Below are 22,381 nucleotides of genomic sequence, written 5' to 3'. Positions count from 1 at the left end.
AAGTGGTGCCCGAGACAGGAATCGAACCTGCGACCTTCGCGTTACGAGTGCGCTGCTCTACCGGCTGAGCTACACGGGCGGTGGGCTAAACCTAGCACTGGTCTTGAAGGTCGGCAACTTCGCAGAATGTCTCGATATTTCGCAGACAAAAAAATGCCCCGCCGTTTTCACGGCGGGGCATTTTTATTGGGCTAACGCTGCAGGGTGATTAAACGCCCGAAGCCTTGGCCGCTGCCACGTCTTTGATGGACAGCTTGATACGGCCGCGGTTGTCCACGTCCAGTACCAGCACTTCCACTTCCTGGCCTTCTTTCAGGATGTCGGTCACTTTCTCTACACGAGCGTCGCTCAGCATCGAGATGTGAACCAGACCGTCCTTGCCCGGCAGGATGTTGACGAACGCGCCGAAGTCGACGATGCGCTCAACCTTGCCGACGTAGATCTTGCCGATCTCGGCTTCTGCGGTGATACCCAGTACGCGCTGACGTGCAGCTTCAGCCGCTTCCTTGGTTTCGCCGAAGATCTTGATCGAGCCGTCGTCTTCGATGTCGATCGAAGCCTTGGTTTCTTCGCAGATCGCACGAATGGTCGCGCCACCTTTACCGATAACGTCACGGATCTTGTCGGTGTCGATCTTCATCGCGATCATGGTCGGAGCGTTGGCCGACAGTTCGGTACGCGACTGACCGATGATCTGGTTCATCTGGCCGAGGATGTTCAGGCGCGCTTCCAGGGCCTGGCCCAGAGCGATTTCCATGATCTCTTCGGTGATGCCCTTGATCTTGATGTCCATCTGCAGCGCGGTAACACCTTTGGCGGTACCGGCTACTTTGAAGTCCATGTCGCCCAGGTGGTCTTCGTCACCGAGGATGTCAGTCAGAACAGCGAATTTCTCGCCTTCCTTAACCAGACCCATGGCGATACCGGCAACAGGTGCCTTCATCGGAACACCAGCGTCCATCAGGGCCAGGGAAGCGCCGCAAACGGAAGCCATCGAGCTCGAACCGTTGGATTCGGTGATTTCCGAAACCACACGGATGGTGTACGGGAACACGTCAGCGGCAGGCAGCATCGCCGAAACCGAACGACGGGCCAGACGGCCGTGACCGATTTCGCGACGACCGGCGCCACCCATGCGACCACACTCGCCCACCGAGAACGGAGGGAAGTTGTAGTGCAGCATGAACGGGTCTTTTTTCTCGCCTTCCAGGGTGTCCAGCAGCTGTGCGTCACGGGCGGTGCCCAGAGTCGCGACTACCAGAGCCTGGGTTTCGCCACGGGTGAACAGCGCCGAACCGTGGGTCTTCGGCAGAACGCCGACTTCGATGTTCAGCGGACGCACGGTGCGGGTGTCGCGGCCGTCGATACGTGGCTTGCCGTTAACGATGTTTTCGCGAACGGTGCGGTATTCGATTTCGCCGAAAGCCGCTTTGACCTCGGAAGCCGAAGGCTGGCCTTCTTCGCCGGACAGCTTGGCAACAACCTGGTCACGCAGCTCGCCCAGACGCGCGTAACGGTCGGCCTTGATGGTGATGGTGTAAGCCTGGGAGATCGCTTCGCCGAACTCGGCACGGATAGCGCCCAGCAGTTCGGTGGCTTCTGGAGCAGGCGCCCAGGTCCAGGTTGGCTTGGCGGCTTCGGCAGCCAGTTCTTTAACAGCGTTGATCACAACCTGGAACTCGTCGTGAGCAAACAGTACTGCGCCCAGCATCTGGTCTTCGGTCAGCTCTTTGGCTTCCGATTCAACCATCAGTACGGCGTCCGAAGTACCAGCAACGACCATGTCCAGGCTCGAAGCAGCTTGCTGCTCGTAAGTCGGGTTCAGCAGGTAGCCGGTGCTTTCGTGGAAAGCAACGCGAGCGGCGCCGATCGGGCCGTCGAACGGAATACCCGAAATAGCCAGGGCAGCCGAAGTACCGATCATCGCAGCGATGTCCGGATCGGTCTTCTTGCTGGTGGAAACGACGGTGCAGACAACCTGCACTTCGTTCATGAAACCTTCAGGGAACAGTGGACGGATCGGACGGTCGATCAGTCGGGAAGTCAGGGTTTCTTTCTCGGAAGGACGGCCTTCACGCTTGAAGAAACCGCCAGGGATCTTACCGGCAGCGTAAGTCTTTTCCTGGTAGTGAACGGACAGAGGGAAAAAGCCCTTGCCCGGATCGGCTTGCTTGGCACCGACTACAGTCACCAATACGCTGACGTCGTCGTCAACGGTGACCAATACTGCGCCGGAGGCCTGACGGGCGATACGGCCAGTCTCGAGGGTAACGGTCGACTGACCGAACTGGAATTTTTTGATTACCGGGTTCACGGTGTCCTACCTTCTTTGTGGCTCTTGGGGGAACTGGTTTCTTGCGAAATTCTTGGGCAATGCCGGGAATCGGCCCGACGCCTGTCCTAGGTAAAACGTGCATCCAGATAAAACTTGAGGCTGGAAGCCTGCCATGCGCCAGCGGGAATCCCACTGACGCACGACAGACAACCAACCTCTAGCGCAATCGCTGATTAGCGACGCAGACCCAGGCGAGCGATCAGAGCGCTGTAACGGCTCAGGTCCTTGCCTTTCAGGTAGTCCAGCAGCTTGCGACGCTGGTTAACCATGCGGATCAGACCACGACGGGAGTGGTGGTCTTTACCGTTGGCCTTGAAGTGACCTTGCAGTTTGTTGATGTTGGCGGTCAGCAGTGCAACTTGCACTTCTGGCGAACCAGTGTCACCAACAGCTTGCTGGTAGTCAGCTACGATTTGGGCTTTTTCTTGAACGTCGAGAGCCATGAGGCAATCCTTTTATCAGGAAACCGTTTCAAAAACAGTTTCAACAGGCCAGGGACAAATCCCTGTATCTATAAATGAGTAGTGACCGTGCCTGTTAACAGCCACACTCGTTCGGTCATTCTGACCGAATCAGTCGACGCGGCGCGATGCGCCCGTCTTCGCTCACTTCACCGATACCGATGAAGCGACCATTATGATCCTGTACCCGCACCATGCCGAACTTCGGAGCATCCGGAGCGCGTACCGGCTGGCCGTTTAGCCAGTAGAACGCACTGTGTTCCGAGAAGTGCAACAGTGGCCAATCCTGCAGGCCGCTGTCCGATGGCATCAAGAAGCGATCGACCGCTTCGTTGCCGCCTTCGGCATGTACCGCTTCGAGCTCTTCGAGAGTCACGGTCTGCGCCAGGGTGAAAGGCCCGGCCTGGGTACGGCGCAATTCCGCGACGTACGCACCACAACCGAGTTGCTCACCGATATCCTCTACGAGAGTACGAATATAGGTGCCCTTGCTGCAGTCCACCGCAAGACGCGCAGTATCGCCTTCGAAGGCCAGCAATTCCAAGCGCGCAATAGTAACAGAACGCGGTTCGCGCTCCACTACTTCGCCTGCACGGGCCAGCTTGTACAGCGGCTGGCCATCACGCTTGAGAGCCGAGTACATCGGCGGTATCTGACTGATTTGCCCGCGAAATTTCGGCAAAACCGCTTCAATGTCGGCGCGACCAACGGTCACCGGACGCTCCTGCAAAACTTCACCTTCGGCATCTGCCGTGGTCGTTGTCTTGCCCAGTTGCGCCAGGGTTTCGTAACCCTTGTCGGAATCAAGCAGGTATTGCGAGAACTTGGTCGCCTCGCCAAAGCACAGCGGCAGAACGCCGGTGGCCAGCGGGTCGAGGCTGCCGGTATGCCCGGCCTTCTCGGCGTTGAGCAGCCAGCGAACCTTCTGCAACGCGGCGTTGGAGGTGAACCCCAGCGGCTTGTCGAGCAGGATGATGCCGCTGACGTTACGACGGATACGTTTGACCTGAGCCACCGAGTTACTCCTTGGTGTCTTCAGGTGCTGGAGCCGCCACGTGCTGATTGTCCTCAGCCACGGCACGCTCGATCAGGGCCGACAGGTGCGCACCACGGACAACGGACTCGTCGTAGTGGAAGTGCAATTGCGGCACGCTGCGCAGCTTCATTTCGCGGGCCAGCTGCATGCGCAGGAAACCGGCGGCGGCGTTGAGAACCTTGATGCTTTGCGCGATGTCTTCGGCGTTGTCCTGCCCCATCACGGTGATGAAGATCTTGGCGTGACCGACGTCACGGCTGACTTCAACAGCGGTAATGGTGACCAGGCCGACGCGCGGGTCTTTGACTTCACGACGGATCAGTTGGGCCAGCTCTCGCTGCATCTGATCGCCGATACGTTGGGTACGGCTGTATTCTTTTGCCATGATTTGTTACCTGTTACTGCCCCGCGGTGAAACCCGCTAGGTCTGAAAGCGGCAAACGCCCGGCCTGACAAAAGCCAGACCGGGCGTTGCGTTTAGAGTCCTGACGCCGTGCCGCGCATTTTCATGCGACGGCCCGACGTGGCCCTTGAAGTGCGCGAGTCAGAGGCTGCGAGCAACCTGAACCTTCTCGAAGACTTCGATCTTGTCACCGACTTTGACGTCGTTGTAGCTCTTCACGCCGATACCGCATTCCATGCCGGCACGTACTTCGGAAGCGTCATCCTTGAAGCGGCGCAGGGATTCCAGCTCGCCTTCGAAGATCACGATGTCTTCACGCAGTACACGGATCGGACGGTTACGGTGAACAGTACCCTCGATCACCATGCAGCCGGCGATAGCGCCGAACTTAGGCGAACGGAACACGTCACGTACTTCGGCCACACCGAGGATGTTCTCGCGAACATCGCTGCCAAGCATACCGGTCAGGGCTTTCTTGACGTCTTCGATGATGTCGTAGATTACGTTGTAGTAACGCATGTCCAGACCTTCCTGCTCGACGATCTTCCGTGCACCGGCATCGGCACGCACGTTGAAGCCGAACAGTACAGCGTTGGAAGCCAGTGCCAGGTTGGCGTCGGATTCGGTGATACCACCAACACCGCCACCGACCACGCGCACTTGCACTTCGTCGTTGCCCAGGCCATTCAGAGCGCCCTGCAAGGCTTCCAGCGAACCACGGACGTCGGATTTGAGGACGATATTGAGCGTCTTCTTCTCTTCCTGGCCCATGCTTTCGAAGATGTTTTCCAGCTTGCCGGCGTGAGCGCGAGCCAGTTTGACTTCGCGGAACTTGCCTTGACGGAACAGAGCCACTTCACGGGCTTTCTTCTCGTCGGCAACCACGCTCATCTCGTCGCCGGCATCAGGCGTACCGTCCAGGCCGAGGATCTCGACCGGAATGGCCGGACCTGCTTCCTTGATCGGCTTGCCGTTCTCGTCGAGCATGGCGCGCACGCGGCCATAGTTCGAACCAACCAGCACCATGTCGCCTTGACGCAGCGTACCGTCCTGAACCAGAACAGTCGCCACCGGGCCGCGGCCCTTGTCCAGACGCGATTCAACCACGACACCACGGCCAGGAGCCGATGGGGTAGCAGTCAGCTCGAGAACTTCGGCTTGCAGCAATACAGCTTCAAGCAGTTCGTCGACGCCGGTACCCATCTTCGCGGAGACCGGAACGAATGGAGTGTCGCCACCCCACTCTTCGGAGGTCACGCCGTGGGCCGACAGTTCGCTACGGATGCGATCGAGATCAGCGCCCGGCTTGTCGATCTTGTTCACCGCAACCACCAGCGGAACGCCAGCAGCGACAGCGTGCTGAACGGCTTCGATGGTTTGTGGCATCACGCCGTCGTCCGCCGCAACCACCAGGATCACGATGTCGGTCGCCTTGGCACCACGGGCACGCATTGCGGTAAACGCGGCGTGACCCGGGGTGTCGAGGAAGGTGACCATGCCGCGTTCGGTTTCAACGTGGTAAGCACCGATGTGCTGGGTGATACCGCCGGCTTCGCCAGCAGCTACCTTGGCGCGACGGATATAGTCGAGCAGCGAGGTCTTACCGTGGTCAACGTGACCCATTACGGTCACAACCGGCGCACGAGGAACCGCTTCACCTTCAAACTTCAGGGACTCGGCCAGGGAATCTTCCAGGGCAGTGTCGCTGACCAGGGTCACTTTGTGGCCCAGTTCTTCGGCTACCAGCTGAGCAGTTTCCTGATCAAGCACCTGGTTGATGGTCGCTGGAGTACCCAGTTTGAACATGAACTTGATGATTTCAGCAGCCTTCACCGACATCTGCTGGGCGAGATCGCCAACAGTGATGGTTTCGCCGATCTTCACTTCACGCACGACAGGGCCGGTCGGGCTCTGGAAACCGTGGGCGTTGCGTTTCTTCAGCTTGGCCTTGCCGCGACCACCGCGACGGAAGCCATCGCTTTCTTCGTCGGTAGTACGTGGTGCCACACGTGGAGCAGGTGCCTTTTCCTTGACCGAAGCACGATGCGGAGCGTTTTTGCGCTCGCCATCGCCACTGCCCCGACGATTGTTGTCGTCGGCACGTGGTTTGTCCGGACGGCGCTGTTCGTCACGCTTGCGAGTGTCGGCAGCTGGCGCAGCAGCCACAACCGGCGCAGCTTCGCGCACAGGTTCGGCGGCTGGCGCAGGTGCGGCAACAGGCTCGGCAGTTGCGATCGATGCAGCAGCAGGCTGGCGACGCGCTTCTTCTTCGGCGCGAACACGGGCTTCTTCTTCAGCCTTCTGACGGGCAGCATTTTCTACTGCGCGACGCTCATCCAGTTCACGCTTGCGCTCGGCTTCGATTTCTTCCGGGCTACGCTGTACGAAAACTTTCTTTTTGCGGACTTCAACGCTGATGCTTTTGCTACCAGCCACACGCAGGGTGCTGGTGGTTTTACGCTGCAGCGTGATCTTGCGTGGTTCTTCCACTTTCGCCTTGTGGCTGCTCTTCAAGTGAGTCAGCAGGGATTGCTTCTCACTGTCAGTCACATGTTCTTCGGCGGCGGTGTGCGGCAGACCTGCCTCACGCATCTGCTGCAACAGGCGCTCTACCGGTGTTTTGACCTCATCGGCCAGTTGTTTCACCGTGACTTGCGTCATGCATTTCTCTCCTCAGGCCGCGCCTAATTACTCGAACCAGTGGGCTCGGGCGGCCATGATCAACTTGCCGGCACGATCATCGTCAATGCCGTCGATGTCGAGCAGGTCGTCAATAGACTGCTCGGCCAGGTCTTCGCGGGTAATTACGCCGCGCACCGCCAGTTCCATCGCCAAATCCTTGTCCATACCCTCAAGCGAGAGCAGGTCTTCGGCCGGATGGGCGTCTGCCAGCTTTTCCTCAGTAGCGATGGCTTTGGTCAACAAGCGATCCTTGGCACGAGCACGAAGCTCGTTGACGATGTCTTCGTCAAAGCCGTCGATGTTGAGCATTTCTTCCAACGGTACGTAGGCAATCTCTTCCAGGCTGGTGAAGCCTTCGTCAACCAGCACCTGAGCCAGCTCTTCGTCGACTTCCAGCTCGTCGATGAAGTTGCGCAGGATGTCGCCGGTTTCCGCTTGTTGCTTAGCCTGGATGTCCGATTCGGTCATCACGTTCAGGGTCCAGCCAGTCAGCTGGCTCGCCAGACGCACGTTCTGACCACCACGACCGATGGCCTGAGCCAGATTGTCTGCGCCAACGGCGATGTCCATGGCGTGGGCATCTTCGTCAACGATGATGGCCGCCACTTCTGCCGGCGACATGGCATTGATCACGAACTGCGCCGGGTTGTCGTCCCACAGGACGATATCGACACGCTCGCCACCCAACTCGCCCGACACGGCCTGGACGCGCGAACCGCGCATACCGATGCACGCGCCCTGCGGGTCGATGCGCTTGTCCTTGGAGCGGACAGCGATCTTGGCGCGCGAACCCGGATCACGGGAAGCGGCCATGACTTCGATGAGGCCTTCAGCGATTTCCGGCACTTCGATACGGAACAGCTCGATCAGCATTTCCGGCGCGGTACGCGACAGGATCAGCTGTGGACCACGGTTCTCGGTGCGGATTTCCTTGAGCAGCGCACGCAGGCGCACGCCAACACGGAAAGTTTCGCGAGAGATGATGTCTTCGCGGGCCAGCAACGCTTCAGCGTTATTACCCAGGTCGACGATCACGTTATCGCGGGTCACTTTTTTCACGGTGCCGGAGATGATTTCTCCCAGGCGCTCGCGATAAGCGTCAACCACTTGAGCGCGCTCGGCTTCGCGCACTTTCTGCACGATGACCTGCTTGGCGGTCTGCGCAGCAATGCGGCCGAATTCGATGGACTCGATCTTTTCTTCAACAACATCGCCGACCTTGGCGCCTGGGTGCGTTTCAGCAACCTTGCTCGGCCAGGTTTCAATGGCCGGATCATCGAGATCATTCTCTTCGACGACCGTCCAGCGACGGAAAGTTTCGTAAGAACCGGTGTGGCGGTTGATTTCCACACGCAGATCAACTTCGTCTTCAAAACGCTTTTTGGTAGCAGTGGCCAGAGCCAGCTCCAGCGCTTCAAAAATTACGCTTGCCGGTACGCCCTTTTCATTGGATACCGACTCAACAACCAGCAGTACTTCTTTGCTCATCGTACGCCTCGCCTTTCGCAAGCCATTGGATCCGCGGGATCCGCGTCTCAGTCAAAACTGGGAATAATGTTGGCCTTGTCGATCATATCGATCGGCAACAGGAACTCATGGTCATCTACCTGCACCACGACATCCTGTTCTTCTACACCGCGCAGAAGGCCCTGAAAGTTGCGTCGTCCTTCAAAAGGCGAGCGCAGCTTGATCTTCACTTGTTCACCGACATATTTGGCAAACTGCTCAAGAGTGAACAGTGGGCGTTCCATGCCTGGCGAGGAAACTTCAAGGGTGTATTCAACGGATATCGGATCTTCAACATCCAGCACACCGCTGATCTGACGGCTGACGATGGCGCAATCGTCCACCAGTACGCCGCCTTCCTTATCGATATAAACGCGCAACATTGAGTGGCGACCTTGAGCCGAAAACTCAATACCCCAGCATTCATAGCCTAGGGCCACGACCACCGGGGCCAGCAAGGCCTGCAACTCTTCTAGCTTGCTCGACACCTGAACCCCCTCGTGCATGTATGTGCATGCTATGCAAAATAAAAAAATGGGCGAAACGCCCATCCTTGAAACGCCGTCGAACAGCGGCGTTGAAAGTGTCCAGCTAACAAAAAGCCCCTTAAAAGGGGCTCCTTAAACTGGTTGCGGGGGCCGGATTTGAACCGACGACCTTCGGGTTATGAGCCCGACGAGCTACCAGACTGCTCCACCCCGCGACAAAGCTGGGGCGGAAGTATACGACCGATCCCCAGTAGGGTCAATGTAACCTTCCACCTGCAAGAAAGCCCGCAACAGCGGGCTCTCCTGACTAATTGGTACCGAGAAGGGGACTCGAACCCCTACACCCTATGGGCACAACCACCTCAAGGTTGCGTGTCTACCAATTCCACCACCTCGGCAATACTACGTTTGAAACCCTTCTTACTTTTGCTCTTGAGCTGGAGGCACGTCAGTCGCTGGAGTAGCCGACTTTTGCTCTTGAAGCACCGGGACATCATCAGAAGCCGGTTGTTGCTTTGGAACTTCCAACACTGCCGGGTTTGGCAAACCTGCTTGAGTCAGCTGATGAGCCTTCTCTTTAGCAAAGTATCCTAACCCCAAGCTGGTTATGAAGAAACCGGCGGCAAGTATAGCAGTAAACTTACTAAGAAAGGTAGAGGAACCTTGGCTTCCGAACACAGTATTTGAAGCACCTGCTCCGAAAGACGCGCCAGCGTCCGCACCCTTACCCTGCTGCAGCAAAACCAGAGCTACTACGCCCAATGCACCCAGCAGATGAAAAACGACTACGACTGTTTCCAGCATTTTTTCAGTTTCCCGCGGCGCGACAAATCGCACCGAACTCATCTGCATTCAGGGAAGCTCCACCTATGAGCCCCCCATCGATATCCGGCATGCCGAACAGTTCGACCGCATTGGCCGCCTTCACGCTGCCGCCGTATAGAAGCCGCACACCTCGTGCGACCTCAGAATTCTCTGCCGCCAACTGCTCACGAATGGCCTTATGCACATCCTGAGCCTGTTGCGGCGTTGCAGTCAGCCCGGTACCAATGGCCCAGACCGGCTCGTAAGCGATCACTGCATTGGCAAAAGCACCGACACCCAGCTCCTCTATGATACTGCCCAGCTGACGCCCGACAACCTCAAGAGTTTTTCCAGCTTCGCGCTGCTCCAGGGTTTCCCCTACACACAACACCGGAATCAAGCCACATGCCTGTGCCGCTGCGAACTTGCGATTCAGCATCCCGTCTCGCTCGCCCATAATCTGACGGCGTTCGGAGTGCCCGACAAGCACCAGGGAACAACCTGCATCCACCAACTGACTCGGTGCAACTTCACCGGTCAATGCACCTTGCATCGATTCCACCGCAGAGTTCTGCGCGCCGACCGAAATCGACTTTCCTTTCAAGCCATCAATCACTTGATTGATATGCAAGCAAGGCGGGAATACCGCGACATCAACACCGCTTGGCAAGGCCAGATGACGAAGGCCGTTGATCAGCTCAGCGACGCTGGCGCGGGTACCGTGCATCTTCCAGTTACCAGCTACCATAGGGCGACGCATGCTGTACCTCGTCGGTCAAAGTGGGCGCAGATGTTACCCAACACAATCATGGCTGGCAAGCCGTATCAGGCAGAAACTTCAGTTACCAGTTTTGCCAGTTCTTCGGCGTAGCTGCGAACCTGAGTTTCGTCTTCACCTTCGACCATGACGCGCACCAGAGGCTCTGTCCCGGACTTGCGCAGAAGGACACGCCCACGCCCCGCCATTGCCTCGGTCACACGCTTGCTGGCTTCCTTGACAGCCGGATGGTCGAGCGGACTGTCGCCGCCGCCAAAACGCACATTGATCAGTACCTGAGGACACTTGCGCAGGGCCTGACGGGTTTGCGCCAGACCTTCATTACGGGCTTTCAACGCCATCAACACCTGCAATGCCGCGATGATCGCATCGCCAGTCGTGGTGTGATTGAAGCAGACGACATGTCCGGAATTCTCACCACCGACCAGCCAATCGCGCTCCAGCAACTCGGCGATCACATAACGGTCGCCGACATTTGCGCGCACGAAAGGAATCCCCAGATCCGCCAAGGCCAACTCCAGACCCAGGTTACTCATCAGCGTACCGACCACGCCACCCTGCAACTTGCCGCGCTCATGCAGATCGCGAGCAATGATGAAAATCAGCTCATCGCCATCAACAATCGCGCCGGTGTGATCAACCATCAGGACCCGGTCACCGTCACCATCGAAAGCGATACCCAGGTCAGCGTGCTCGGAAAGCACCGCCGCCTGCAGCGGCCCCATGTGCGTCGAGCCACAGTTGTCGTTGATGTTCAGGCCGTTGGGCTGGGCGGACAACACCACAACCTCGGCACCCAACTCACGAAAGACGCTCGGCGCGACCTTGTAGGTTGCTCCGTGCGCACAGTCGATCACGATCTTGAGACCGGCAAAACTGGTGTTGGTCGGTACGCTGCTCTTGCAGAACTCGATGTATCGACCGGACGCATCGTTGATTCGCGAGACCTTGCCAATCTTGCTCGACTCGACCACTGTCATCGGTGCGTCGAGCAACTCCTCGATCATCAGCTCAAGTTCATCCGGCAACTTGGTGCCGCGACCGGAGAAAAACTTGATGCCGTTATCGTCATGAGGATTGTGCGAAGCACTGATCACGATACCGGCCTCAGCCTGGAATGTGCGCGACAGGTAAGCGATCGCAGGCGTCGGCATCGGCCCGAGCAGCATCACGTCGGCACCTGCCGAGGTGAGACCAGCTTCCAGAGCCGATTCAAACATATATCCGGAAATTCGCGTGTCCTTGCCAACGAGCACCTTGCAGGCACCCATTTTTCGGAAAGCCATGCCGGCTGCCCAGCCGAGCTTGAGCATGAAGTCCGGAGTAATCGGGTATTCACCGACACGGCCACGAATGCCGTCGGTACCAAAGTATTTCTTGCTCATAAGCGCTCCATCATTCTTATTCGGCTGATTCTACGGCTGCGATCATCCGCACAACATCCACCGTTTCCGCCACATCATGGACGCGCAATATACGCGCACCTTTGACAGATGCCAGTGCCGCCAAGGCCAAGCCACCATACAGACGCTCGCCCACAGGACGATTCAGGGCCTGTCCGATCATGCTTTTTCGCGAGACGCCGACCAACAGAGGTCGCCCCAATGCATGAAGGGCATCCATGTGCCTGAACAAGCTTAGATTGTGCTGCAGGGTTTTAGCGAAGCCGAAACCAGGATCAAGGATGATTCGCTCAGCAGGTATCCCGACCGACGCACATTGATCCATACGCTCAGCGAGGAACTCACCCACTTCCCGGGTGACATCCTGATAGTGCGGATTGTCCTGCATGTCGCCCGGTTCGCCCAGCATATGCATAAGACAGACCGGCAGCCCCGTGGCCGCCGCCGCATCCAGCGCACCATCACGCCGCAGCGATCGCACGTCGTTGATCAATCCAGCCCCCAACCGCGCAGTTTCCCGCATGACAGCCGGGGTCGACGTATCGACAGAGATGATCACATCCAGCTCGCGATTGATCAGCTCCACGACTGGCGCTACGCGCTCCAACTCCTCAAGCGGTGAAACCGCTCGCGCACCAGGCCGAGTGGACTCGCCGCCGACATCAATCAGCGTCGCACCGGCCAACACCATCGCCTCGGCGTGACGCAGGGCTGCATCAAGCTGGCTGTATCGGCCGCCGTCGGAGAAGGAATCGGGAGTGACATTGAGAATGCCCATGACATGCGTCCGGGCCAAATCAAGAACCCGGTTGCCGCAAGGCAACCGGGTCAGGGACTGTACAGAAGTCATTTCAAACCTTAAACGTCAGCAGCCGGACCGCCAATCGGTGTTTCCGGACGCTCATCCTGAACCACCGGAGGAGGCGTGCCAGTACCGGTGCCACCCGACCAGTCGCGAGGCTCACGCGGCGTGCGACCCGCCATGATGTCGTCGATCTGTTCGGCATCGATCGTCTCGTACTTCATCAAGGCATCAGCCATGGCATCGAGCTTGTCACGGTTATCCGTAAGGATCTGCTTGGCGGTGCCGTAGCACTGATCGATGATGCTGCGAACTTCCGAGTCAATCAGCTTGGCGGTCTCACCAGAGAAACTGGCGTTCTGACCACCACCCCCACGACCAAGGAATACCTCACCTTCTTCTTCGGCGTACATCAACGGACCGAGCTTTTCCGACAGACCCCACTTGGTCACCATGTTCCGCGCAATTTGACTGGCACGCATGATGTCGTTGGAGGCGCCGGTTGTCACACCGTCGAAGCCCAGGGTCATTTCTTCAGCGATACGACCGCCGTACAGCGAGCAGATCTGACTGATCAACGCACGCTTGGACAGGCTGTAGCGATCTTCTTCCGGCAGGAACATGGTCACACCCAGCGCACGACCGCGCGGGATGATCGACACCTTGTAGACCGGATCATGCTCAGGCACGACGCGACCGACAATGGCGTGGCCGGCTTCGTGATAAGCCGTGTTCTGCTTCTCTTTTTCGGACATGACCATGGATTTGCGCTCAGCACCCATCATGATCTTGTCTTTGGCCAGTTCGAACTCTTTCATCTCGACGATACGCTTGCCGGCACGGGCAGCGAACAGCGAAGCCTCGTTGACCAGGTTCGCAAGGTCGGCACCGGAGAAGCCCGGAGTACCACGAGCGATAACGGCCGGAGCGACGTCGTCACCCATTGGCACTTTACGCATGTGCACTTTGAGGATCTGTTCGCGACCACGGATATCCGGCAGACCGACTACCACCTGACGGTCGAAACGACCCGGACGCAGCAGAGCAGGGTCCAGCACGTCAGGACGGTTGGTTGCAGCAATGACGATGATGCCATCATTCATTTCGAAGCCGTCCATCTCGACCAGCAACTGGTTGAGAGTCTGCTCACGCTCGTCGTGACCGCCTCCCATGCCAGCGCCACGATGGCGACCAACGGCGTCGATCTCGTCGATGAAGATGATGCAAGGTGCGTGTTTCTTGGCCTGTTCGAACATGTCGCGAACACGGCTGGCACCGACACCGACGAACATTTCAACGAAGTCGGAACCGGAGATGGTAAAGAACGGCACCTTGGCTTCGCCGGCAATCGCCTTCGCCAGCAAGGTTTTACCGGTACCTGGAGGACCGACCATCAGTACGCCGCGAGGAATGCGGCCACCCAAACGCTGGAACTTGCCCGGATCCCGAAGGAACTCGACGAGCTCGCCAACCTCTTCCTTGGCTTCGTCGCAACCGGCAACGTCAGCCAGGGTGGTTTTCACCTGATCTTCGGACAGCAGGCGCGCCTTGCTCTTGCCAAAGCTCATCGGCCCGCCCTTGCCGCCTGCACCGCCCTGCATCTGGCGCATGAAGAACATAAACACCGCGATGATCACCAGGATCGGGAAGCTGGCCACCAGAAGCTGGGTCCAGATGCTTTGCTGCTCAGGCTGCTTGCCTTCGACCACGACGTGGTTGTCGACCAGGTCGCCGATCAGGCCATTGTCCTGAATTGCCGGACGAATGGTCTTGAAGCTGTCGCCGTCGTTGCGCTTGCCGGTAATCACGTAGCCATCTACCGCTACGCGTTCGACCTTGCCATCCTTGACCTGCTGGATGAAGTCGGAATAGTTGAGGGTCTGCGGCTCGTTAGGGCTGGAGAAGTTGTTCATCACCGTCACCAGGACAGCCGCGATGATCAACCACAGGATCAGATTCTTTGCCATATCGTTCAATTAACTACCCTCTGAAGCAAGCTCCGCTATTGGCGCGCGCTTCGCATGATATTCACCGGCCTAACTTACTACATTACCTACAGCTCTGGCAGGCGCCGTCTGTAACCCTTTGTGAAACACTTTCTACACAATATTCGCTTATGCGCGCGGGGCGAAATACGAAAAACCTATCACCCCGCCAAAAAACCTCGTTTTACTCGCTACGGCCGCGATAGCCCCAAGCCAGCATATATTGCTCACGGGAGCTGCCACGAGAGGAATCCGGCTTGATCATCTGGATCTTGTCGAATTTCCGACGAGCATCCTTCAGGTAAACATCAAACCCTTCGCCCTGAAAAATCTTGATCACGAAATTGCCACCCGGCTTGAGTATCCGCTCCGCCAGATCAAGCGCCAGCTCGCACAGGAACATGGCTTTGGGCATATCCACTTCAGGCGTACCACTCATATTGGGGGCCATATCGGAAATCACAAGGTCCACCTGCGAATTACCCACAGCCTCAAGGATCTGAGTGAGCACTGCGTCCTCGGTGAAGTCACCCTGAATGAAAGTCACGTCCGGAATGCCGTCCATTTCCAGGATGTCCGAGGCGATCAGTCGCCCCTGACCACCGATCAGCCGACTAGTGACCTGCGACCAGCCGCCAGGCGCCGCGCCGAGGTCAACGACGCTCATACCCGGACGGATCAGCTTGTATTTCTCCTGGATCTCCAGAAGTTTGTAACTCGCACGCGAGCGGTAGCCATCCTTCTGCGCCTGCTTCACATAGGGATCGTTGACATGTCGTTTCAGCCAACCAAGGCTTGTCTTGGAACGCGCCATTGGGCACCTCGTTGATTAGGGTCGTGATTAATTGGGCGGATCCACGAGCCCTCGGGTAAAATGGCCGCCATTTTACAGAATCCAGACGAAAGGGTCAGATTATGCCGCTCACTCAAGAGCAGAAGAAACAGTACAAATCCATTGGCCACCACCTGAAACCAGTTTTGATTGTGGCTGACAACGGTCTGACTGAAGGTGTCTTAGCCGAGCTTGAACGCGCTTTGGCGGATCACGAGCTGATCAAGATCAAACTCAACATCCTCGATCGCGAGTCGCGCCTGGCCTCCATTGCAGAACTGTGCAAGGTCGGCAAAGCGGATCTGGTTCAGGTCATCGGCAAGATGGCACTGATTTACCGCAAGAACTTCAGCGTCAACAAGCAGCTGTCGAACGTCCATCGCTTCAAGTGATGACAAGGGTCAAGGGTGTGCTTCGCGCACCCTGCCACTCCATCCCGGCACGGGTTGCAACACCAGCACCAGCCCGGAAAAACCCAACACAAGAAAGCTGAACACCTGCCAGCGCTGCGCATCCGGCCAGCCGACACGCACTGCGACATACATCGCACTTGCATACAGCGCCATCAGCAGCACTTGCCCGCGAAAATCCCGCCATAGACTGGCAAGGCCCTCGGCCTGTACCAGCACCAAAGCCTGAAAAATCACGCACGCGGCAGCGAACCCAACCACCGGCACTTCAAACGCACTGGCGACCTCGTCGATCAACAGCGGCGCCAGGCCAATCTTGCCCAGCACCGGCTGCAGGCCGAGGTGTACCAGCCACAATCCGCCGACCCACAACATCTGGGTCAGCTGCCAGAGCATGGCGCCCGCATGTAGCGGGCGCCCTGTTTCAGATGTGACGGACTTCGACAATCTCGTACTCGATAACGCCACCAGGCGTTTTCACGGCAACGACGTCGCCCTCTTCCTTGCCGATCAAGGCACGGGCCAGAGGCGAACCGACCGAAATCTTGCCGAGCTTGAAGTCTGCCTCATCCTCACCAACGATGTGGTAGGTGACGCTTTCATCAGTCTCGACGTTTGCGATTTCAACGGTGGTGCCGAAAATCACTTTGCCTGTGTGAGGAATGGTCGTGACATCAATGACGACCTGATTCTGGATCCGGCCTTCGATGTCACGAATACGCGCCTCGACCATGCCCTGCTGTTCGCGGGCAGCATGGTATTCGGCGTTTTCCTTCAAGTCACCCAACTCGCGGGCCGTACCGATGTCCTGGCTGAGCTTCGGACGAACGACCTTGGTCAGGTGAGCATGCTCTTCTTCCAGGGCGCGAGCGCCCTGAACAGTCATTGGGTACTTGGTTATGCTCATGCCTTCAATCCTGCGTGTAGATCCTGCAAGCGGCGTACGGTCTTCTCTGGACCGAACTTCAGCGCTTCGCAGATGGCTTCGCCAGCAGCAATGGTGGTGGTGCAGTAAATCTTGTGCTGCAGGGCGTTGCGGCGAATGGAATAGGAGTCGGCGATCGACTGACGACCTTCGGTGGTGTTGATGATCAGGGTGACTTCGTCATTCTTGATCATGTCGACCACGTGCGGACGACCCTCGGTCACCTTGTTCACGCGACGCACTTTCAGGCCAGCCGCCTCGATGAGCTTGGCAGTCCCGGCAGTGGCGACCACTTCGAAGCCCAAGTTGATCAGATCACGGGCCACGCCTGCAACCAGCGGCTTGTCGTCGTCACGTACGCTGATGAATGCGGTGCCGCCGGTCGGCAGCACTTCGCTGGCGCCCATCTGAGCTTTGGCAAAGGCTTCGCCGAAGGTGTCGCCGACGCCCATCACTTCACCGGTGGACTTCATCTCTGGGCCGAGGATCGGGTCCACGCCAGGGAATTTGGCGAACGGGAACACCGCCTCTTTCACACTGTAGAAGTTCGGGATGATTTCCTTGGTGAAGCCGATTTCCTTCAAGGTCTTGCCGGCCATTACACGGGCAGCAATCATCGCCAGGGAAACACCGATGCACTTCGATACGAACGGCACGGTACGGGAAGCACGCGGGTTGACTTCGATGACGTAGATGTCTTCGCCTTGCAGCGCCAACTGAACGTTCATCAGGCCGACCACGCCCAGTTCCAGGGCCATTTTCTTGACCTGTTCGCGCATCTCGTCCTGGATGTGCGCCGGCAGCGAGTAAGGTGGCAGCGAGCACGCGGAGTCACCGGAGTGAACGCCCGCCTGTTCGATGTGCTGCATGATCGCGCCGATCACTACGTCCTTGCCGTCGCAGACCGCATCCACGTCCATCTCGATGGCGCAGTTGAGGAAGTGGTCGAGCAGCACCGGGCTGTCATTCGACACTTGCACCGCATCACGCAGGTAACGCTTGAGTTCTTCTTCCTTGTAGACGATTTCCATCGCCCGGCCGCCCAGCACGTAGGACGGACGCACAACCAGCGGATAACCGATCTTCGCGGCAGCACGAACAGCTTCGTCTTCGCTGCGCACGGTAGCGTTTGGCGGCTGACGCAGGTTCAGACGCTCAACCATCTGCTGGAAGCGCTCACGGTCTTCGGCACGGTCGATGGCGTCAGGACTGGTACCGATAATCGGCACGCCGGCCGCTTCAAGGGCGCGAGCCAGTTTCAGAGGCGTCTGGCCACCGTACTGGACGATCACGCCTTTCGGCTTCTCGACGCGGCAGATTTCCAGCACGTCTTCCAGGGTCACCGGCTCGAAGTACAGACGGTCGGAAGTGTCGTAGTCAGTGGAAACGGTTTCCGGGTTGCAGTTGACCATGATGGTTTCGTAGCCGTCTTCGCGCAGGGCGAGAGCGGCGTGTACGCAGCAATAGTCAAACTCGATACCCTGGCCGATACGGTTCGGACCGCCACCCAGAATCATGATCTTGTCGCGACCGGACGGCGCTGCTTCGCACTCTTCCTCGTAAGTCGAGTACAGATAAGCGGTGTCAGTAGCGAACTCGGCGGCGCAGGTGTCAACGCGCTTGTAGACCGGGAACACTTCCAGTTTTTGACGGTGAGTGCGCAGGTTTTTCTCGGTGACGCCCAGCAGCTTGGCCAGACGCTGATCGGAGAAGCCTTTGCGCTTGAGCTTGAACATCAGGTCGCGGTCGATAGCGGACAGACCGAGGGTCTTGACCTTCTCTTCGTCCTTGATCAGATCTTCGATCTGCACCAGGAACCACGGGTCGATCATGTTCATGCCGAAGATTTCTTCGACGGTCATGCCGGCGCGGAAAGCGTCCGCCACGTACCAGATACGCTCGGCGCCCGGCACGGTCAGCTCGCGCTTGAGCACGCTCATGCTTTCCGGATTGCTCAGGTCGACCTTCTCGTCCAGACCGCAAACGCCTACTTCCAGACCACGCAGGGCTTTCTGCAGGGATTCCTGGAAGGTACGGCCGATGGCCATGACTTCGCCTACCGACTTCATTTGAGTGGTCAGGCGTGCGTCAGCGTTGGCGAACTTCTCGAAGGCGAAGCGCGGCAGCTTGGTCACGACGTAGTCGATGGACGGCTCGAAGGACGCCGGGGTCTTGCCGCCGGTGATGTCATTCGACAGCTCGTCGAGGGTGTAACCGACCGCCAGTTTGGCCGCGACCTTGGCGATCGGGAAACCGGTGGCTTTCGAAGCCAGGGCCGAGGAACGCGATACACGCGGGTTCATTTCGATCACGACCATGCGGCCGGTGTCCGGGCAGATACCGAACTGAACGTTGGAACCGCCAGTCTCGACGCCGATCTCGCGCAGTACCGCCAGCGAGGCGTTACGCAGGATCTGGTATTCCTTGTCGGTCAGGGTCTGGGCTGGAGCCACAGTGATCGAGTCACCAGTGTGCACGCCCATCGGGTCGAAGTTTTCGATCGAGCAGACGATGATGCAGTTGTCCTTTTTGTCGCGGACAACTTCCATTTCATATTCTTTCCAGCCGATCAGCGATTCGTCGATCAGCAGTTCCTTGGTTGGCGACAGGTCCAGACCACGGGCGCAGATTTCTTCGAACTCTTCACGGTTGTAAGCGATACCGCCACCGGTGCCGCCCATGGTGAAGGACGGACGGATGATGCACGGGAAGCCCAGGCGCTCGAGCACCGCGTTGGCTTCTTCCATGCTGTGGGCGATACCGGAACGCGGGCATTCCAGACCAATGGCTTTCATCGCCTTGTCGAAACGCGAACGGTCTTCAGCCTTGTCGATGGTGTCAGCGTTGGCGCCGATCATTTCCACGCCGAACTTCTCCAGAACGCCTTCGCGCTCCAGGTCCAGGGCGCAGTTCAGAGCAGTCTGACCGCCCATGGTTGGCAGCACCGCATCCGGACGCTCTTTTTCGATGATCTTGGCAACGGTCTGCCATTTGATCGGTTCGATGTAGGTGGCGTCGGCCATGTCCGGGTCGGTCATAATGGTGGCCGGGTTGGAGTTCACCAGGATGACGCGATAACCCTCTTCGCGCAGGGCTTTGCAAGCCTGGGCGCCGGAGTAGTCGAATTCGCAGGCCTGGCCGATAACGATCGGGCCAGCGCCGAGAATCAGGATGCTTTTAATGTCTGTACGTTTTGGCATGGGTTTGTCACTCAAATCCGCAGGTCAGTCGGCAAGCCGTCTTGATCGATTTCTGAAGTCCCGAGGGGGCCGCCGGTTTCGGGGCCGCCCTCGAGGGGCTTCTCGCTACAGTCTCAAGGCGAACGCTTAGCGTCGCTTGGCCATCTCGTTGATGAAGCGGTCAAACAGTGGTGCCACATCGTTCGGGCCCGGGCTCGCCTCAGGGTGACCCTGGAAGCTGAACGCGCTCTTGTCGGTGCGCTCGATACCTTGCAGGGTGCCGTCGAACAGCGATTTGTGGATCGCGCGGACGTTGGCTGGCAGGGTTGCTTCATCAACCGCGAAACCGTGGTTCTGGCTGGTGATCATCACGACGCCAGTGTCCAGATCCTGTACCGGGTGGTTGGCACCGTGGTGGCCGTGGCCCATTTTCAGGGTCTTGGCGCCGGAGGCCAGAGCCAACAGTTGGTGGCCGAGGCAGATGCCGAACACCGGAATCTCGGTTTCCAGTACTTCCTTGATGGCCTTGATCGCGTAGTCGCAAGGCTCCGGGTCACCAGGACCGTTGGACAGGAACACACCGTCCGGCTTCAGTGCCAGCACGTCGGCAGCCGGGGTTTGCGCCGGCACCACGGTCACGCGGCAGCCGCGCTCGACCAGCATGCGCAGGATGTTGACCTTGACGCCGTAGTCGTAGGCAACCACGTGGTAAGGCAGCTCGGAGGCTTCGATGGTCGCGTGGCTGTCGGTTTTCAGATCCCAGACAGTGGAGCGCCATTCGTATTGGGTCTTGGTGCTGACGACTTTCGCCAGGTCCATGCCCTTCAGGCCCGGGAAACCTTGCGCAGCGGCAATCGCGGCTTCTTCGGAGATGTTGTCGCCGGCCATGATGCAGCCGTTCTGTGCGCCTTTTTCACGCAGGATGCGGGTCAGGCGGCGGGTGTCGATACCGGCGATCGCCACAACATTGTTGGCTTTCAGGTAATCGGACAGGGACATCGTGTTACGCCAGTTGCTCGCTACCAGCGGCAGGTCACGGATAACCAAGCCAGCGGACCAGACGCGGTCAGACTCGGCGTCTTCCGGCGTGGTGCCAGTGTTGCCGATGTGCGGGTAAGTCAGGGTAACGATCTGTTGGGCGTAGGAAGGATCGGTAAGGATTTCCTGATAGCCGGTCATTGCGGTGTTGAACACCACCTCACCAACGGTCTGACCGTCGGCTCCAATGGCTTCGCCGCGAAAAATGCTGCCATCAGCAAGGGCGAGTATGGCTGGCTTAGTCAAGAAGACCTCCCGTAAATAACGCATGAAAGGGCAATCGCAGGTTGTAAAAAAGCGGAGTGACGTATGGACACGTCACCCCGCTTCTTCACTGAATTATTCTGCGCGCTTTTAGTGGACACACTAAAGCTGTAGCTTACAGAAAAAGGGTTTTTTGGTCTACCGCCAATGAGCCTGAAAGGCCGGAGAATGCGACAGGGTGTCGCCGGGCGGAGCAAAACCGGCACAAACAGAGCGTTTGCGCCGGCTTCAAACAAGGATCAACGCAAGTCGAGCACGTCTTGCATGTCATAAAGACCGGGCTCGCGAGCATCCAGCCACAACGCAGCACGCACGGCACCTTTGGCGAACGTCATGCGGCTCGAAGCCTTGTGGGTGATCTCCAGTCGCTCGCCTTCACAGGCGAACAGCACTGTGTGATCGCCCACCACATCACCACCGCGAACAGTGGCAAAACCGATGGTTTCGCGCTCACGGGCACCGGTGTGACCTTCACGACCATAGACCGCAACCTTCTGCAGATCGCGATCCAGTGCACTGGCAATCACTTCACCCATACGCAGGGCCGTACCCGAAGGCGCATCGATCTTGTGACGGTGATGGGCTTCGATGATTTCGATGTCTGCATCATCACCCAGCACCCGCGCCGCCATATCGAGCAGCTTCAGCGACAGGTTGACGCCAACACTGAAGTTGGCAGCAAACACGATCGGAATATCCTTGCCCGCCTCGGCCAGCAACTGCTTCTGGGCAGCATCCAGACCAGTCGTGCCAATCACCATGGCCTTGCCGGCCTTGCGGCAGAACGCCAGGTTTTTCAGCATGACTTCCGGAAGGGTGAAGTCGATCAACACATCGAACTCTTCCGCCACCGACTCCAGATTCCCGGACAATGGCACGCCGATTCGCCCGAGCGACGCCAACTCACCGGCATCCACCCCGATCAGCGTACTGCCAGGGCGAACGATGGCAGCCGTCAAACCGGTCAACGGCGCGCGCTGCTGCACAGCCTCGACCAAGATCTTGCCCATGCGCCCGGCAGCGCCCATCACAGCTATACGTCGCATGCCG

19 protein-coding genes and 3 tRNA genes are annotated in these 22,381 nt (G+C 58.2%); 1 reads left to right on the top strand and 21 read right to left on the bottom strand.

The window, feature by feature from the left end:
• Window positions 1-3 precede the first annotated feature (3 nt).
• The 16 genes from ACW9HX_RS03540 to rlmE form a co-directional block, all read right to left on the bottom strand.
• Window positions 4-79, bottom strand: a tRNA-Thr gene (locus ACW9HX_RS03540).
• Window positions 80-208: 129 nt separating this feature from the next.
• Complete coding sequence (pnp, locus tag ACW9HX_RS03535) at window positions 209-2,314, bottom strand: polyribonucleotide nucleotidyltransferase (protein WP_457379514.1); 2,106 nt, start codon at window positions 2,312-2,314, stop codon at window positions 209-211.
• 194 nt (window positions 2,315-2,508) lie between these two features.
• Window positions 2,509-2,778 (bottom strand): 30S ribosomal protein S15, encoded by a 270-nt coding sequence (gene rpsO, locus ACW9HX_RS03530; protein ID WP_085698397.1) that lies wholly within the window; start codon window positions 2,776-2,778, stop codon window positions 2,509-2,511.
• 115 nt (window positions 2,779-2,893) lie between these two features.
• Window positions 2,894-3,811 (bottom strand): tRNA pseudouridine(55) synthase TruB, encoded by a 918-nt coding sequence (gene truB / locus ACW9HX_RS03525; protein WP_457379513.1) that lies wholly within the window; start codon window positions 3,809-3,811, stop codon window positions 2,894-2,896.
• Between the two features lie 4 nt (window positions 3,812-3,815).
• Entirely contained in the window at window positions 3,816-4,217 is a 402-nt protein-coding gene (gene rbfA, locus ACW9HX_RS03520; RefSeq protein ID WP_016771753.1) for a 30S ribosome-binding factor RbfA, read from the bottom strand.
• 159 nt (window positions 4,218-4,376) lie between these two features.
• Window positions 4,377-6,896: a translation initiation factor IF-2 gene (gene infB / locus ACW9HX_RS03515; RefSeq protein ID WP_457379512.1), complete on the bottom strand. Its 2,520-nt coding sequence runs from the start codon at window positions 6,894-6,896 to the stop codon at window positions 4,377-4,379.
• 27 nt (window positions 6,897-6,923) lie between these two features.
• Window positions 6,924-8,405 (bottom strand): transcription termination factor NusA, encoded by a 1,482-nt coding sequence (gene nusA, locus ACW9HX_RS03510; protein WP_003221546.1) that lies wholly within the window; start codon window positions 8,403-8,405, stop codon window positions 6,924-6,926.
• A 47-nt stretch (window positions 8,406-8,452) separates the two neighbouring features.
• Window positions 8,453-8,911 carry a ribosome maturation factor RimP gene (gene rimP, locus ACW9HX_RS03505; RefSeq protein WP_039769696.1) on the bottom strand — a complete coding sequence of 153 codons (459 nt, stop codon included), beginning with the start codon at window positions 8,909-8,911 and terminating at the stop codon, window positions 8,453-8,455.
• A 138-nt stretch (window positions 8,912-9,049) separates the two neighbouring features.
• Window positions 9,050-9,126 (bottom strand) — tRNA-Met (locus ACW9HX_RS03500).
• A 97-nt stretch (window positions 9,127-9,223) separates the two neighbouring features.
• Window positions 9,224-9,309 (bottom strand) — tRNA-Leu (locus ACW9HX_RS03495).
• Between the two features lie 22 nt (window positions 9,310-9,331).
• Entirely contained in the window at window positions 9,332-9,715 is a 384-nt protein-coding gene (secG, locus tag ACW9HX_RS03490; protein ID WP_011332406.1) for a preprotein translocase subunit SecG, read from the bottom strand.
• Window positions 9,716-9,719: 4 nt separating this feature from the next.
• Window positions 9,720-10,475, bottom strand: coding sequence for a triose-phosphate isomerase (tpiA, locus tag ACW9HX_RS03485; RefSeq protein WP_096818836.1), 756 nt, complete (start codon window positions 10,473-10,475; stop codon window positions 9,720-9,722).
• Window positions 10,476-10,540: 65 nt separating this feature from the next.
• A complete protein-coding gene (gene glmM, locus ACW9HX_RS03480; protein ID WP_457379511.1) occupies window positions 10,541-11,878 on the bottom strand; it encodes a phosphoglucosamine mutase in 1,338 nt (445 codons plus the stop codon).
• Window positions 11,879-11,894: 16 nt separating this feature from the next.
• Entirely contained in the window at window positions 11,895-12,746 is an 852-nt protein-coding gene (folP, locus tag ACW9HX_RS03475) for a dihydropteroate synthase (protein ID WP_457379510.1), read from the bottom strand.
• Between the two features lie 8 nt (window positions 12,747-12,754).
• Window positions 12,755-14,665, bottom strand: a complete 1,911-nt coding sequence (gene ftsH / locus ACW9HX_RS03470; RefSeq protein ID WP_085711849.1) for an ATP-dependent zinc metalloprotease FtsH — start codon at window positions 14,663-14,665, stop codon at window positions 12,755-12,757.
• Window positions 14,666-14,867: 202 nt separating this feature from the next.
• Window positions 14,868-15,497, bottom strand: a complete 630-nt coding sequence (rlmE, locus tag ACW9HX_RS03465) for a 23S rRNA (uridine(2552)-2'-O)-methyltransferase RlmE (RefSeq protein ID WP_457379509.1) — start codon at window positions 15,495-15,497, stop codon at window positions 14,868-14,870.
• A gap of 101 nt (window positions 15,498-15,598) precedes the next feature.
• Between rlmE and ACW9HX_RS03460 the strand changes: the two genes are divergently transcribed.
• A complete protein-coding gene (locus tag ACW9HX_RS03460; protein ID WP_007942889.1) occupies window positions 15,599-15,907 on the top strand; it encodes a YhbY family RNA-binding protein in 309 nt (102 codons plus the stop codon).
• Between the two features lie 9 nt (window positions 15,908-15,916).
• Here the strand turns inward: ACW9HX_RS03460 and ACW9HX_RS03455 are convergent, their stop codons facing one another.
• The 5 genes from ACW9HX_RS03455 to dapB form a co-directional block, all read right to left on the bottom strand.
• Window positions 15,917-16,321, bottom strand: a complete 405-nt coding sequence (locus ACW9HX_RS03455; RefSeq protein WP_457379508.1) for an MFS transporter — start codon at window positions 16,319-16,321, stop codon at window positions 15,917-15,919.
• Between the two features lie 28 nt (window positions 16,322-16,349).
• Window positions 16,350-16,826: a transcription elongation factor GreA gene (greA, locus tag ACW9HX_RS03450; protein WP_192564950.1), complete on the bottom strand. Its 477-nt coding sequence runs from the start codon at window positions 16,824-16,826 to the stop codon at window positions 16,350-16,352.
• Window positions 16,827-16,828: 2 nt separating this feature from the next.
• A complete protein-coding gene (carB, locus tag ACW9HX_RS03445) occupies window positions 16,829-20,050 on the bottom strand; it encodes a carbamoyl-phosphate synthase large subunit (RefSeq protein ID WP_085711853.1) in 3,222 nt (1,073 codons plus the stop codon).
• 126 nt (window positions 20,051-20,176) lie between these two features.
• Complete coding sequence (gene carA / locus ACW9HX_RS03440) at window positions 20,177-21,313, bottom strand: glutamine-hydrolyzing carbamoyl-phosphate synthase small subunit (RefSeq protein WP_064593337.1); 1,137 nt, start codon at window positions 21,311-21,313, stop codon at window positions 20,177-20,179.
• 257 nt (window positions 21,314-21,570) lie between these two features.
• The gene (dapB, locus tag ACW9HX_RS03435) at window positions 21,571-22,377 is read right to left on the bottom strand and encodes a 4-hydroxy-tetrahydrodipicolinate reductase (RefSeq protein ID WP_114881376.1); all 807 of its coding nucleotides are present in this window, start codon (window positions 22,375-22,377) and stop codon (window positions 21,571-21,573) included.
• Window positions 22,378-22,381: the final 4 nt, after the last annotated feature.

It is taken from the genome of Pseudomonas sp. SDO52101_S400, assembly GCF_054071635.1.
Note: the sequence above shows the minus strand (reverse complement) of the source record. Positions and strands in the feature narration are given on the sequence as shown.